Below are 13,871 nucleotides of genomic sequence, written 5' to 3'. Positions count from 1 at the left end.
GTAATACAAGAAAAACAAATAGCTTTCTTACAGTAGAAACCTGTCTTTTCATAGGAATTGTGACCTCCACATTTTGCTAATCTTCCGATCCAGTATTTCTTGATCTCTCTGTATTCTTCTTTCTTATTTCCAGATTCGATCATTTCATACCATTTTGCTTTTAATGGCAAGTCAAGGATTTTCATATTAACCATAGTCTAAAAGAGTTGCGGATTCTGTTTGTTGTGAAGGATTTTTTGAACACGTTCGATTTCTTCATCTACTTCACGCTCAATTTGTTTACTTATTCGTAAATCTATCTGTCTCTTATTTTTAAAATATTCTTTTTGGCAACGGCGCATTTCCACCACTTTGTCGAAAAATTCTTTTGGAGTCATAGATTTAAAAGGTATGGAAAAGGCCGCTTTAATGCGGCCTCCCCAGTGTGATTACTTTTTTCCAATCAGAAAGTCTTTCCACAATTCTTTGAATTGTTCTCCAAAGTAAATTGCGATTTCACTTGATTTTACAGCAAGGCGAGAGCCGATATACGCATCCGAGGTCGACCAATCGTAATCCGAGGACGCATAAGCGAGGCCGCAAAGCGCACCGTCATACGCAGTACCGCCCCAAAGAACCAGCCGATTACGATCCTCTTCGTCCATTTCATCAATTTCTTTCTGATTATAAAGATAAAACCACGGCGTATAACGGTATTCATCTTTAGTAAATCGTGGAAAATTAGGATCGTTGTTCAATGCACGAGCAATTGTGCATAGTTTGATGTAGGCGAGGTGTGCAATATCAGCCACTTCTTCTTTGTGTCCGTCTTCATCTTCAACAAGTAGGCGAACAATAGGTTTTACACCTATTGCTTCACAAGCATCTTCGTAGGTTTTGATATTGTGATAATCTGTATAATCCGGCTTTTGCTTTCCGAATAAAGCTGTTAGAATACTAATTGCTTTAGGACAGTCGTTTGCTTCACTAAAAGCGGCTGTAACCTTTTCTTGTGTAATTTTAAGTTCTGACATAATGTAAATTATTTATTGTTAATACTATATCCGAATAATGCAAAATCTCCCCGGCACGGATCATCCGGGAAAATTGTTTTCATGTAATTGGTTACTTGTTGAACCATTTTCCAGTCCTCTGTTTTGCGTGTTGTTATCCCAAGCTGGTGTGCCATTTTTGCAACATGTGCATCCAATGGTATGTATAATTCTGTCGGGTGAATAATATTCCAAATACCTAAATCTACCGGTGATTTTCGTACTACCCACCGTAGAAACAGACAAATACGCTTGCATGGAGAATCACGCTCCAATTTTGGAATACCTTTTACGCCACCAAAATCTGTTTGTATTTCACGGATAACATTATTGTAACCCTCATAAAAGACTTCCAAATCATCCCATTCCTGATATATGTTGTACAACCGCTGGCAAATGCAGAAGAAGTCATGGTAGGTGAACATACGGTAGAAGGTATTTGTATTTTCTTTGTATTGTTCCCATACTTTGTTCATAATGAAGGCATAAGGAGAATTACCCATTAGATTATCCAAAATTTCTGCTTGCTGCATTATCAGTTTGCGATTCCCGAAAGCTATCCATGAAGTAAGAAAAGCACTGATTTCTATGTCCTTTTTATCATTGTACTTATGTGGAAAAAATATAGGATCATCTTTTATAAAATCAGGTGTTTCAAATTGTTTCGCCCAGTCAAGTAGTTTGTCTCTTAGTTCTTCCATAATATTCTTCTTTCCATTTTTTTGAAAGCGGCTTCTTTATCATTTGATTTCATCCTTTGTATGAATGATTGATGGGATTCCAATAATTCTTTGGCCTCTTCATCTCCATTTTCCGATCTTTCAGTTAGATGTTTGATATATTCTCCGTAGAACATTCCAGTGCTGTTATTATTTTGTTCATGGGCTTCATTAATTGAAAGAGAAGAAACAATTTCATCACGCTGTGCATCGTATTCATTTAACCAGCCGAGAATGATATTACCGTCCAGTCTATCGTAAATCTTACCGGAAGCCATAGCATTACGGAAACACAATTTGATTTCCTCCAATTTGAGATAATAGAATCTGTCTATTATTAGATCAGCGGTAAGTGCCACTTGAACATCATTCATCGTTTTTCCAACATTGAAAAAAGACACAAGCTCGTTAATCGCAATTACCAGTATGGCTCTTGCGCCAGCCAATGTGATTTCTTTTCTTATAACGGAGAGTGGTAGGTTAGGAGTGTTGAGAACAGCTTCTTTAATCGAACTTACGTGCAATCCCTTGTAATACTCCGCTTGCAAGGTCAGCAAGTCTTTCAACGCTTTCTTTTCGGTTGCCGGGAGATTGCTGTTGACTTGAATTAAGTTGTTTCCCATACTTGTTAAAATCATTATTAGACCATCTGACTAAACGTTTGGAAACTTCAAATGTACGTTCCTTCTCAAAGCGCATTTTCCGTCCTCCGCATTCAGTCCAATACTCGAAAAAGTCCTTCAACATATCATCAGGATATTTCCCTCTATACATGAGGACTTCACTTCTGAATTTGTCTTTCCTTGCAGAAAGAGAATCCTTATTCATATTCATCTTATGGCCTAATCCGGCCATGAATGCTTGTTCCAATGTTGCATCAGGATGATCCCGACACCACTGGGTTGCTAATTCTTCTGATTTCATTTGATTTATAATTTAGATAACCAATATTTCCATATTCGTGAGGCTACGTGCGCCATCATAACGGGTGGTACACTCATTCCACAGATATAATGTGGGGATTGGTTGAGGAAATGATAATCTTGTGGAAATGTGGATATATTACATACTTCTGACCGTGATAAATATATAGGCTGCTTAAAAGGAATAATTGAGTCTGCATGAGTTGTTAGGGTGTAGCTTACTTTGTTCTCATATAGATATTGTTGATTAAAAAAGCCTCGTTTTCCAGTTTGTTTCTTATAGGCCTCTGCCAAAGCAATATCTCCTGCCACTCTCTGCTCAAATAACTTTCTCATTTTTACACCAATAGGCTTTCCCTTGTAATCCGCATATTCCCCATAATATATTTCCGATTCATTAAATTCCATGTCGATGTATGGCTCAACATTGAAGAGGTCTGAAACTTTTAGGAAATGGACTCCCAAATCATGCCTGATACATATAAAGAATACACGTTCTCTTTTTTGAGGTACTCCCATTTTAGAAGCATCAAGAAGAAAATGCTGACAATAATAACCAGCTTCCTCAAAGTCTTTGTATATACGTCTGATATAATCAATCGCATTCCCTAAAAGAAGTCCTTTCACATTTTCAGCAATAACGACTTTAGGTTTTAAGCGTTTGGCAAGTGCAATAAAATCAAAAAAGAGCGTGTCTAAAACTTGTGTCTTTTGACCTTCCTTGAATTTCTTTTCTTTACCCCACGCATCTTCACGTAATCCCGACATGCTAAATGTACTGCAAGGTGGTGATCCGTCCAATATATCTAAATGGTACAGTTCCTCGGGAAGATTATTCCTTTTCACTAAATCACGAATATCTTCCAAATAACTATACTGGGGATGATGGTTTGTTTCATAGCATTTCATCATTCGTGGATCAATCTCATTACAGCCAATAACATCGTAACCTGCTATTTTGTAACCCATAGTAGAGCCACCGCCACATGCAAAACAAGAAAATACCTTTCCTTTATCTTTAGTAAAAACAGCATCTTCTAAAGACCAGCGATAAGGATAGAGATGTTGTGTATGGGGGGGTAATTACATCTTTCATCATTCCACCTCCCATAATTCAGCTACTCTTTTGAACTCTTCATCAGCCGGAACCGGGCAATCTTTGATCCATTGCATATCTTTTACTTTCCATAACGAAAGGTCTGTGTTGTCAGGAATATGCTTTTTAATATCAGGAAAAAGATTGAGCCGAAGAGATTTACTTTCCATAAGTTCATCTTTGTAATCCAACAAAAAATTATTGGCCTCCAATAAACTATGAATATCATTAACAGAATGTGGAGTGTAAACAACTCCATCGAAGTATCTGATATAATTGGGGAGCATATCAGCCAGTGCCGTATATAGAAATAATTTTCCTTTATTGCCATAGGCCAATTTTTGAACGGTTTTGATACTTTCAGCCAAATTTGCCAGTTTTTCAGGAAACAAAAGTGGTTCTCCACCAGTTATCATGATCTCTTTGTAATTAAAGTGCTCAACAACTGGTAATTTTGAAAAATCCCATGAGTTGTTGCAACACATAGGACATTTGTTCGGATATTTGGTTGTAACCAATAGACGTAACTTTTCCATTTATAATGATATTGTTTGGGTGTATTTCAATTCTCCGGTATATCCACGTGCTTTCAATTCTGCGATAAGTTCCCGTGGAGAAAATTTTGCCAATTCAGGATTGGAATATATTTTCTTCAAATTCCCCCCCCCGGAGTTTTCTTACGGTTTCTGGCATAAACATTACCGCACTCTTTACAATATGTCTGCAATCCATCTTCGGTTGAAGCATTTTTCCAAAACTCACTGACCGGAAGTTCCCGGCCACATTTGCTACATTTTTTTAATTTTTCCATTATTCCTTTTCTTTAATTCTACCATATTCACATATTAGTAAAGCATCCGAAGTTGCCAATGTAACTTTTGCATACGGGAACAGCTGTTGGGCTTTCTTCTTTAAGATGTTTTTCCATTCTGTCTTACCCAATTTGTTTGTATTTCGTAATCCTATAGTTTTTTGCCAAGTTTGTGGAGATACTGTTACTGTCGGAATCCCACAAGCTATCAATCCCATAGTCAGCTGTCCGTAACCTTCTCCAAAAACAAAAGAGGCAGAAGCACTTTGTCCGGTCATGCCATTCACTCGTTCCAAATAACAAACGCTATTTTCTTTGTATATGGAGAGAAAATCTAATAAGTCTTTGGGAGTTGGTGGCATTTTGATACACTCCAATAATTTGTTATTCTCGGTGTCGTACACTACAATTCCACCGTTTTTGCCAACATCTATACCTATGATTCTTCGTTTCATAAATTATACTTTTTTGTTTATAAATCTTTTGAGCTTAATTACATCTTTCTTTCCAAGCCTTAGTGCTTCACTGGTCTTGATGTCAGAAGGTGAAGCTTTACAATTCTCGGTTATCCTTTCAAAATGTCGGATAAAGGATTTTAGGAAATAGTCGGGGATTTCAACTTTCATAATGATTGATTTATGTGGATAAGCCCGGACTCGAACCGGGAACTGTTGCAATCAGGATTTTCGTTTCTGCTTCCGTTTGTACGTATGTCAAGTGTTAATAGCATATTACCTGACTCGTGATGCTATTCGTGCATTTTTACCACAGAAACTAAGCGTCTTCCGATTTCGCCACTTATCCGTTTGCCTCTACAATAGAGGCATTGTACATGAACAAAAAGACTCTTTGTAGTATCTACCGTCGTGGAGCGTATGCAGCGTACTCGACTCGACTTGCAAAGAGAAGAAAAAAGGTGAGGCATGATAGTTCCCGGATAGGCGGTCAAGCCACACCGGGAGAAGCTGATTATTAATCGGGTTGATAATTATTATTTTAGGAATTTAGCAAAAGTCTTGATTGAGCCTTCATTATTACTTTTTAAAGAGGCCAATTCTGTATTTTTAGAAGTTAGTGTAGAAATAACAGATTTATTCTTTTCGATTTCTGCATCAATATCACTATTAAGTGTTTCCAAATCGGCTTTTGCTTGTGCAAATTGAGACAATATCGTATCTCTTCTTTGTTGAAATGTCAGCATATTATTTTGTCATTTTTAAAAATTCAGGAGCAATGCCATATAGAGGTGTCTTCCCGTCCCACTTGTCTATAAATTGTTTATATAAAATCTCACGGGTGAGTCCACGGGACGCAATTAAAGCTTGTTCTGTTTTTAGGTGCTCCAGTTCGTTTTGCTTCTTTTGTTCTACAATCTACTGATCAAGTACCGAAATATTCGTGTTTACCTCGTTACGGCTATCTATTTTATCGCGGACAGCTCTTGAAAATTCCAATTGTGCGGAGAAGGTCAACAACTGCAATCCCCGTTTCTCAAATTCTTTATCAACGATCTGTTCCAGTCTCTTTTCAAATACCAATGAACCACCGTCAGCCATCAGACTGTCTGTTTTATGTTTGCGACTTTCTTCTTTGATAAGATCATATATACGTGGCTCCAAAATATTATCTTCTAATGATTGCATAAAGCCATCTTTTCCCGATGGGGTGTCAGCCTTATCAATATGCTTGTTATCAAATACAATATCAATAGCCCTGTTTTTCATTACTTTATAAGAGTAAGTTGGCCGGGCTGTAAACTCTGTATTGTCGGCTGCCTTTAGTGTGACTGGATCAGAAAATTCTCCGCGCTGATCGAATAGCGGAACTTGAAAAAGCTCTGTGCCTAATTCCCATGTAGATACCTTACCGGCAACGATTTTAAAATCTTCTTTCCCTTGTTTGCCGTAGTTCTCCATAAGGACACCGGCATAATTGGGAGCAACTCTTTCGCATGAAGCAAACAAAACAACGGCAAATAGTGCCACAATCAAAAAATCAATCTTTCTTTTCATTTTCTACTTTTTTTTAATGATATTATAAACTATAAATGCTACTGTCAGCATAATTATTGAAATTCCCAACCACGCATTTATGTGATTGAATACGCGGTTGCCAATGAAGAAAGCCGATACGACAAGTACCGGCTTCCAGTATTTCTTTACAGTCTTCATTGTTATTGTTCGATAATGGCAATATCCGGTGCCAATTTACGGATCAACAATAATTGCTCGTCAATGGCCTTGTTGCGTTCCTCTTCCACTATCACTTCTGCACCAGGGGAGCAAAGGGACAATCGAATATTACGCCCGTCCACATCTGCAATGATTTCCACTTCAATCTCTTCTGCAGGGCGACCTTTGAAAATCGGGACAATAAGATTGAATGAGGCCGGAAGATTGGAGTTGACAACTTGGCTGTAATTGTCAGTGCGACTACCGTTGTCTTGTCGGGAGTTTTCCACTTTTGAGTCAATGCTGGCTTTGAAGTTCTTCAAGACTGTTACCAGTTCCATGTTGTATTGTGCATCCTTGAAGAAGGCACGATTCATTTTGAAGAACTTTGAAAGCTGCACCGGTTCCCATGTCTTGCTTGTGTTAATACCAAATTCAAGAAACTTGGGATAGTATTTCAACTCACCTCTTACAGTAGCTTTATTCCTACTGTCAGTTTCATTGGTGACAAGTTTAAGTGTCATTTTCTCCCGATCAACAAGAATATAGCAACGTTTCTGATTGATCTGTTCTTTTTCAGAGATTCTTTTCAAGAGAAATTCATGAACACTTCCAATTGTTCCGGCTAATTCTACCTTATCAGGCTCCAGTACCGGTAACTCATTTTCTTCGTGAAGTTCAATAACCCTAAGTGTTGCTTCGGTCATACCTGGAGCAAAGTTCACTTGCATCTTTTCGTTTTCCATGCTGTTCTACAAATTTTTAGTTTTATTTTTAAATGATTTGGCAGGTTTGAAATGTGGAGTATAATGCTCCGCTATGACAATAGTCTCGTTTTTGTGTATGTTACGAGCTACTTTTCGTTTATAGTGTTTGGGTGACAGTGTGCCAAAACCTCTGATATAAAGAGTCTTTCCATTAGCTACTGCATTCACGGTCTCTTTTAGTGCTGCCTCTATGACAGTTCGGACTTCACAAATAGCGATACCGGTTGATTCGGCTACTTGCTTGATAAGTCCTTCTTTTCTCATGGCTTATCCCTCCGTACCAGTAGATTCAATGTCCTCGAATACAGTTTTTTGCATCTCTTGTGCTTCCATCGGACGTTCTTTAACCAAGTCACCATTACCGTTGTAATATCCAGTGGTACGAGTGCTACGTTCCATGAACTTAAAGCATTCATCCGTAATTTCCTCATAACCACGCTTTATATCGGTAAGCAACGTTTTTTTACGTTCCTTTTTAGGTTTCAGTTTGTCCTTGTATGCTTGCATGAAAGCTTTCTTTTCTTCTTCCAGTGCGGCCATGTCAAGGTCAATATTTGCCAATTCCGTTTTCCGTTCACCCATTTCTTCCTCACTGAAAGGAGAGGTATAGGTGATTCTTTCAACTGCTGCGCAATTGTCTTCCAACATTTGTCTGCGAAGCAATGGATTCTTGTCTTTAAATAGTTCTTTATCCATATCATAAAGGTTTTAAGCCATATCGGGCAGAACCGACAAATGGCTGTGGGTTAATCCTTATGTTTGCTTTGTGTATATCATCTGTACGATGATTGAATAATCGGGGTAATCCCGTTATTTTGTCATATACAACCAGTTCAGACGATACATAACAAATAAAGCCTTTCAGTCGCTCTTTCAACCACGCGTTCTGATAGGCTCTGCGTTCACGATATTCTTGGTAGCTCATTCCCTTTGGGCGAGCTGTGAGAAGGGGAGTGTAATTTCTCGCCCCCCCCGATTTAGATTTACTCTTTACCATCAATCAAATTTTTATATTGTTCTTCTGAAACGAACTTGTCACAGTTCTCATATCGAGTTCCATCATTTATTTTGTATGGGCTGCTCGTTTCATCCACTTCATTCATAATACCGACTACTGCATTTTCTTTGCTATTATCATCCCATACAATAACAACATCGCCGACAGTCGGGGTATATTCAGGCTGTAACTTCTCAAAATTGAAGGAGTAATGTTTTTCTTCCTTCATGGCGGCAAGCATCTTTGCCCTTTCCTCTTCCGTGGCTTTACGGAATCCCTTCATGCCTCCGATACCAGCTTCGGGTGTAAGTCTTACAAAAACTCTGTCACCTTCATCATTGGAAGGAACATAGGCAACGAGACCGAAAGGTACTTTTATTGCTGGTAAAAAGGGGAGTGGTCTTTCTTCTCTAATTTCAGAAAGAATCATCATGCTGCCACCTCCACGATTTGGATTTATAATCACATCACCGGGGATGAATGTTTCACCTTCAAATTCAAATTTACCCCCCCCCATAACTTTTTGAGTAGGTTGCATACTTTCCTCTTTTACGATTTTTACCATGTGTCCTTCGGGCACTTCAACTGTTACTGTTCTCATTTTAATTTGATTTTAAATTGGTTATTGTATTCTATGTATTTTTTCCGGGCTGGTTGTCTCTATAATTCCGTTTATTGTAGGAATACGAAACAACTTGCCGGATTTACGAAGCTCTTTTTCAAGTTGTTTTGCCTTGTGTAAAGCAGCCAAAGAACGTGCTTCATTTTCAATCAGTTCTTTAGCCGCTGTGATACTGTTACTGATTTTTTCACATGAATCCATTACTTGACTTCTTCTGCGTATGGAGTATCGTCTTCCTCAAAATCGTCCGGTTTCTGACCTTGTGCCTTTCTCCAGTCTTCAAACATTTCATCATCCAACTGGCTCTCTGTTTCAAGAACTTTAATCATGGAATCTGAAATGCCGGTTTTGGGCAGGAATTTGAAAGCCCAGTTCACGATTGTTTTTCGAGCCATTTCTTCAAAGTCTGTGTCCCACGGAGATTGCTTGCCTTTCTTGACAGCCTCACTACGACTTTTTATTTCTTCAATACGTGCTTTGGGCATTGCATCGAATTTTACAACACCGGAAGTCAAGACTGCAAAATAGTAGCCTCCAAGAAGATCACCACGTTCTCCGAATACATTGGGTTTGTGGATGATAGTGCCACCGGTACCTTTTGTCATGCTGAACTCGTCATTAGCATAAACCAAATCAGAATAAATATCTTTTACAACGCCGGTGCGGATCAAAATATCAACTTTCCCCATATATGAAGCTTGGAACTTCACTTTGCCTTTGTATGGTACAAGATACCCCAATCTTAGTTCAGGATTGAGTGTCAGACCGGTAAGAGAAACGTTTTTGATTGCTTCGACAAGATGATCGGGATATTGCCGGGCACAGTCAATCAAATAAGGATTATTCAACATTGCCTGCATAGCGAAATTGACTTCACGGGCAAATTGCTGTTCTGTGCCACCAGCTGCTATAAATGCCTTTTTAGGGGAGATAAAACAACTTTCCAATCCTTTCAGTTGTACTGGAAAGGCTGGTGGGGCAGAAGGAACGGGCGGTTGTGGTGTGGAAGGTGTTGGGGAGACCGGTTCTGTTTTTGTTGGTGAAGGAGCATTGTGTTGTTCCATTCCCAAGTTCCCTTGTTGGGGGGATTGATTCTCTGTTTTACTCATTGCTCTTGATTATTATAAAAGTTAAACATCTTGTTCTTTTCAAATGCAGGTGTGTCCGGCACCATTATTCTTCGCCCTTTGAATCCCGGCTGAATAAATATCTGTGCACCGTCAAAATCATTGTTTTGTGTACAGTAAACATGCTGGTCTAACAATTTCTTGAATGCCAATGCACTTGCACCCATTTTCACAATTCCGTCTTCCAAATGGAAAGCCCAGTTAGCTGCACTGACAAATACTGCGTCATAGGGAGCTGTCTTTTGTTGCATAACCCAGTAGAACTCCTTCCATACTCCAGTACGTTCATGTTCAAAAAACTGGTAGAAGGCTGCCGAAATACCGTAATGAAATTTGGCAATAGTCCGGTTAACTGTTTCTTCATGAAGATCATCAACCGCCAATGTTTTCCAGTCGACAATTTTCTTGGCCGTTTCCACATCAGGGCGATATTTGAACTTGCATCCTTCGTATTCAACGAAATGGCTGACTTCGGCTTTTCCCCATTTTAATATCTGCCTGATCTGTTTGGAGGTGTCCCGGCAATTATTAAGAAGCTCATAAACCATTGTTTCAACCAATTGTATATCGGTTGTGCTTGTCAATGTTTTACCGGGATTTGATTCTTTGGACTCTATTAGTGCAATCTGATATTTTTGGGTGTCTCGTCCATACGGACAGCCGGTTTTAGGATTTATAGGCGGCTCAAATACAAGAAGGTTGTTTCGCCACTTGTCAAGTTTTCCAGTATTAACAAGGCTTTCCATTGCATCATGGTACAGTGAACCTTTTTCAGAGGCTTCAATACTTATCTCAAATAATTCTGGGTGCAATGCCTTGTATCGGGCAAACTTTGGGGACACCATATAATCTTTAATCTGCGTACTACTTAGGAAATCTTTGAATCTTTCTCCACGGTGGTATTCTTCATTTGGCAGATCGTAAATTGTATCTTCTATATTACTCATATAATGAATTTGGAGTTTTACAAAAAACTCCCTACTTTCGCAAGCAAGGAGCCAATAACTAACTAAAAAACTTATTCATCACTTGTGGATAGTAATTCTTTGTAATTCTGTAATATGTATTCTTTTTCTTTATCTGTAAAAGAATAGGCTTTAGCCATAAATTTCATTGCCATATCCTCATTGTGATCGGAAAGGGGATAATAGTCAGTAGCGAATTTGTAAGTAAGCCTATTCAATCGCTCATACTTAACTTTGACCTCCTTAACCCATCCGCTTATCTCCGAGATGATGCCGGACGCTTCTTGCATCTTTTCGTCATATTCCTTTTGGTCTTTTGCTGCTTGTTCTTTCATAACCTTGTTCTGTGCGGCAAAGTTTGAAATCTTAGCATATAGTTCATCCGAATAAGCCCATCCTGAAATGATGTCAAAATCAGAGTTCCCATTAAACTTGTATCTCTCACTCTTTTTAAGGAACTTGTAATCACTCCCAAGTTTATTCCAATCGTAATCAACCTTTCGCAATGACTTCGCGCTTTTCAGAATTTCAGCAACCTTAGTCGCTTCATTAATGTCAGTAAACGCAAAACCATCCAAAAGCGGAATTGAGAAGTACTGAATATCAGCAGGCTCAATTTCAAATAATTCGGGAATTTTGGGTTTATCCATGATTTTGATACCTTCCTCCATCATGCGGAGTTTAATCAATTTCTGTACATCTTCCTCCGTTAACGCAAGAATCTCTTGCTCGGTCATTTCTGTAAATCCTTTCATACTTTTAGCATTTAAAATGTGTTCCCGTCCGCGTTCCGATGGATTGTTGGCCGTAGCTTTTTAGCGGTGACCGCTTCTTGCGAAGCACGGGTATATATATCATTTAAAGTATCTATTCAGTTAAGAATGTATTTATAAACGCCCTACGTTTACTTTGTCATAATATAAGTTGTTTTTGATAACTTAGTGATTCGTGTGCTGCATCTTCTTATTGGCAGTCCGTATTCACACTCTTTTCACTAATCCGCTTTGGCTACTTTGTCGGTCTATTTCGCCCTTTAGATAAGCAGTAAACCTTGTTTTAAGTCTTTATTTGTTCAGACTATACAATATGTCAAAGAACGTTTTGTTAGTTCCCGGAAAGACGGCCAAATCCGTCCGGGATTATTTTCTTTCCATGAATTTTCTCAAAGCTGATTTGGTAAAAATGAGACTCTTGCCATTTTTGGTGTGAGGAATATCATGTATTCGATTGTATAAGGTTTGCAACTTCCATCCGAGAAATACAGCAGCTTGTTTGGCATTCAAATACTCTTCGGTTTCAGCAGTCGCCATTTCAGTTACAGCCTTTCTCACATCATTGCGAATAAACTTGTGCAGTTCTTCTGCAATCATTTTGGCATCTGAACGGTTCATTTCTTTATCGCTTCGATGGTTATCTGATTTTTATCTTTGTCGATGGATATTGAATATCTTTCAACGTCTTCACGGGGATCAGTAAAAGCTAATTGATAGGCGTAGCTTCTTGCATTGACGCAATCCTTGTAAGAATCCAGCTGCATTACTTTGGAAGAACCAGCTTTAATGCTTAGAATATCTTTCTTTGTTACTTTCATATTATTTTCTATTTTATACTTAAATTTTCCACAAAAAATTTGCATAAAAGAAAGCTAACAACTACATTTGCCAATGAGATATGTAGTAAGTGGCTTTTGAAGTCGCCAGCTTTCTTGTTGTTCAAACTTACACTCTTTGTTTGTTTGACGTTGCAAATATACTTCATATTTTCAGAAGTGCAATAAAATACTTCTTAAAATTTGTAGTATTTCGTATGTTATAAAACATGTTTTAATGTAAGTTGTTGGTTTATAAAATGTTATACAAGTGAGGTTTGCGTAAAAAGAAAGCTTTCTGAAAAAAAGTAATGTCGTTCTATTAGTATTGTAATAATTGAAGAAGTAAAAGACGATCTCATTCGGTAAGGTGCTGGATTGCTGCATAGTTAGCCCTTAGACGGTTTCCCGTTTTTGCTATATGCAGCATAAGAAATGTCTCGTTCGTATAAGTACGCCGTTCTTAGCTGGCCGGGCATTAACAAGTTACCCGACTTCCCGGATTTTTCGCTTACTTGTAGCTGTGCAGGCATCCCGGTTTCGTTTGCCTCTCAATATCGCACGCCCTTCGCAGTATTGAGTTGTAAGAGTGTAACCCTCTGTCTCTCCGCTATGCGGCCTACCGCCGATTACACAATGTGGAGAAAAAGAAAATCCGCAAATAGGTAGCAGCTATTTACGGATTTCTATATATAAACTCCAAATAGGATGTTTAATCAATTTATGTGGTAATACTGCTACTATTACGGATGCAAATATACTACTTAATTTACGAAGTATGCAAGAAGTTGACGATAAAAAATTGAGTGATCTCTCAAAAAGGTTTTTGCAAGCAATTTCATATTGTGGTTTGAGTGGGTATAAATTGAAGAAAGACAATATTATATCCAGTGAATCAACTCTTACCAGTATAAAAAAAGGGATTCAGTTACCAAGTAAAAAAACAATTGATGCTTTTTGTGAGAAGTATGATGTGAGCAGAGCATGGCTATATACTGGAGAAGGTTTGTTTGCAAAGACTCCATCAGGACAGATAGAACCTTCGGAGAAGGAT

Annotated in this window: 20 protein-coding genes and 3 pseudogenes; 1 reads left to right on the top strand and 22 read right to left on the bottom strand. The window is 38.4% G+C overall.

The genetic code is table 11. The features are described from left to right. The 22 genes and pseudogenes from ABUA47_RS10110 to ABUA47_RS10005 form a co-directional block, all read right to left on the bottom strand. Positions 1 to 185: pseudogene (locus ABUA47_RS10110) on the bottom strand (hypothetical protein); the annotation flags it as partial. 12 nt (positions 186 to 197) lie between these two features. After that, complete coding sequence (locus tag ABUA47_RS10105; RefSeq protein WP_130056666.1) at positions 198 to 377, bottom strand: hypothetical protein; 180 nt, start codon at positions 375 to 377, stop codon at positions 198 to 200. A 51-nt stretch (positions 378 to 428) separates the two neighbouring features. Further along, positions 429 to 1,013 (bottom strand): hypothetical protein, encoded by a 585-nt coding sequence (locus tag ABUA47_RS10100; protein ID WP_349824472.1) that lies wholly within the window; start codon positions 1,011 to 1,013, stop codon positions 429 to 431. 8 nt (positions 1,014 to 1,021) lie between these two features. Further along, the gene (locus ABUA47_RS10095; RefSeq protein WP_007846638.1) at positions 1,022 to 1,732 is read right to left on the bottom strand and encodes a TIGR02757 family protein; all 711 of its coding nucleotides are present in this window, start codon (positions 1,730 to 1,732) and stop codon (positions 1,022 to 1,024) included. Then, positions 1,720 to 2,373 (bottom strand): hypothetical protein, encoded by a 654-nt coding sequence (locus ABUA47_RS10090; protein ID WP_349824471.1) that lies wholly within the window; start codon positions 2,371 to 2,373, stop codon positions 1,720 to 1,722. Before ABUA47_RS10090 ends, ABUA47_RS10095 begins: the two co-directional genes overlap by 13 nt. Next, positions 2,255 to 2,674: a hypothetical protein gene (locus ABUA47_RS10085; protein WP_007846640.1), complete on the bottom strand. Its 420-nt coding sequence runs from the start codon at positions 2,672 to 2,674 to the stop codon at positions 2,255 to 2,257. The genes ABUA47_RS10090 and ABUA47_RS10085 overlap by 119 nt, the downstream gene beginning before the upstream one ends. Positions 2,675 to 2,679: 5 nt before the next feature. After that, complete coding sequence (locus ABUA47_RS10080) at positions 2,680 to 3,642, bottom strand: DNA (cytosine-5-)-methyltransferase (protein ID WP_349824470.1); 963 nt, start codon at positions 3,640 to 3,642, stop codon at positions 2,680 to 2,682. A gap of 126 nt (positions 3,643 to 3,768) precedes the next feature. Beyond that, positions 3,769 to 4,305: a hypothetical protein gene (locus ABUA47_RS10075; protein ID WP_193712512.1), complete on the bottom strand. Its 537-nt coding sequence runs from the start codon at positions 4,303 to 4,305 to the stop codon at positions 3,769 to 3,771. 116 nt (positions 4,306 to 4,421) lie between these two features. After that, complete coding sequence (locus ABUA47_RS10070) at positions 4,422 to 4,580, bottom strand: hypothetical protein (protein ID WP_172681573.1); 159 nt, start codon at positions 4,578 to 4,580, stop codon at positions 4,422 to 4,424. Beyond that, positions 4,580 to 5,035: a hypothetical protein gene (locus ABUA47_RS10065; RefSeq protein WP_349824469.1), complete on the bottom strand. Its 456-nt coding sequence runs from the start codon at positions 5,033 to 5,035 to the stop codon at positions 4,580 to 4,582. Before ABUA47_RS10065 ends, ABUA47_RS10070 begins: the two co-directional genes overlap by 1 nt. Before the next feature lie 536 nt (positions 5,036 to 5,571). Then, the gene (locus ABUA47_RS10060) at positions 5,572 to 5,781 is read right to left on the bottom strand and encodes a hypothetical protein (protein WP_004326707.1); all 210 of its coding nucleotides are present in this window, start codon (positions 5,779 to 5,781) and stop codon (positions 5,572 to 5,574) included. Between the two features lies 1 nt (position 5,782). Further along, positions 5,783 to 6,592: pseudogene (locus ABUA47_RS10055) on the bottom strand (hypothetical protein). Positions 6,593 to 6,753: 161 nt separating this feature from the next. Beyond that, positions 6,754 to 7,497: a hypothetical protein gene (locus tag ABUA47_RS10050; protein WP_004326705.1), complete on the bottom strand. Its 744-nt coding sequence runs from the start codon at positions 7,495 to 7,497 to the stop codon at positions 6,754 to 6,756. Between the two features lie 6 nt (positions 7,498 to 7,503). Then, positions 7,504 to 7,782: an HU family DNA-binding protein gene (locus ABUA47_RS10045; protein ID WP_349824468.1), complete on the bottom strand. Its 279-nt coding sequence runs from the start codon at positions 7,780 to 7,782 to the stop codon at positions 7,504 to 7,506. Between the two features lie 3 nt (positions 7,783 to 7,785). Continuing rightward, the gene (locus ABUA47_RS10040) at positions 7,786 to 8,214 is read right to left on the bottom strand and encodes a hypothetical protein (RefSeq protein ID WP_057087798.1); all 429 of its coding nucleotides are present in this window, start codon (positions 8,212 to 8,214) and stop codon (positions 7,786 to 7,788) included. 287 nt (positions 8,215 to 8,501) lie between these two features. Then, complete coding sequence (locus ABUA47_RS10035; protein ID WP_005794306.1) at positions 8,502 to 9,116, bottom strand: hypothetical protein; 615 nt, start codon at positions 9,114 to 9,116, stop codon at positions 8,502 to 8,504. A gap of 21 nt (positions 9,117 to 9,137) precedes the next feature. After that, the gene (locus ABUA47_RS10030; protein WP_349824467.1) at positions 9,138 to 9,338 is read right to left on the bottom strand and encodes a hypothetical protein; all 201 of its coding nucleotides are present in this window, start codon (positions 9,336 to 9,338) and stop codon (positions 9,138 to 9,140) included. Further along, positions 9,338 to 10,246 carry a recombinase RecT gene (locus ABUA47_RS10025; protein ID WP_100263404.1) on the bottom strand — a complete coding sequence of 303 codons (909 nt, stop codon included), beginning with the start codon at positions 10,244 to 10,246 and terminating at the stop codon, positions 9,338 to 9,340. The genes ABUA47_RS10030 and ABUA47_RS10025 overlap by 1 nt, the downstream gene beginning before the upstream one ends. Next, positions 10,243 to 11,211, bottom strand: coding sequence for a PD-(D/E)XK nuclease-like domain-containing protein (locus ABUA47_RS10020; RefSeq protein ID WP_005794300.1), 969 nt, complete (start codon positions 11,209 to 11,211; stop codon positions 10,243 to 10,245). Before ABUA47_RS10020 ends, ABUA47_RS10025 begins: the two co-directional genes overlap by 4 nt. A gap of 71 nt (positions 11,212 to 11,282) precedes the next feature. Further along, positions 11,283 to 11,984, bottom strand: coding sequence for a hypothetical protein (locus ABUA47_RS10015; protein ID WP_349824466.1), 702 nt, complete (start codon positions 11,982 to 11,984; stop codon positions 11,283 to 11,285). A 384-nt stretch (positions 11,985 to 12,368) separates the two neighbouring features. Then, positions 12,369 to 12,620, bottom strand: a complete 252-nt coding sequence (locus tag ABUA47_RS10010; RefSeq protein ID WP_004326697.1) for a helix-turn-helix domain-containing protein — start codon at positions 12,618 to 12,620, stop codon at positions 12,369 to 12,371. Further along, positions 12,617 to 12,820 (bottom strand): hypothetical protein, encoded by a 204-nt coding sequence (locus ABUA47_RS10005; RefSeq protein WP_004326696.1) that lies wholly within the window; start codon positions 12,818 to 12,820, stop codon positions 12,617 to 12,619. The genes ABUA47_RS10010 and ABUA47_RS10005 overlap by 4 nt, the downstream gene beginning before the upstream one ends. Positions 12,821 to 13,595: 775 nt before the next feature. Here ABUA47_RS10005 and ABUA47_RS10000 point away from each other — a divergent pair. Further along, positions 13,596 to 13,871 (top strand): annotated as a pseudogene (locus ABUA47_RS10000) (LexA family transcriptional regulator); the annotation flags it as partial.

The sequence above is a fragment of the Bacteroides sp. RTP31139st1_H2_RTP31139_211217 genome (assembly GCF_040227615.1).
Classification (GTDB): domain Bacteria; phylum Bacteroidota; class Bacteroidia; order Bacteroidales; family Bacteroidaceae; genus Bacteroides; species Bacteroides uniformis.
Note: the sequence above shows the minus strand (reverse complement) of the source record. Positions and strands in the feature narration are given on the sequence as shown.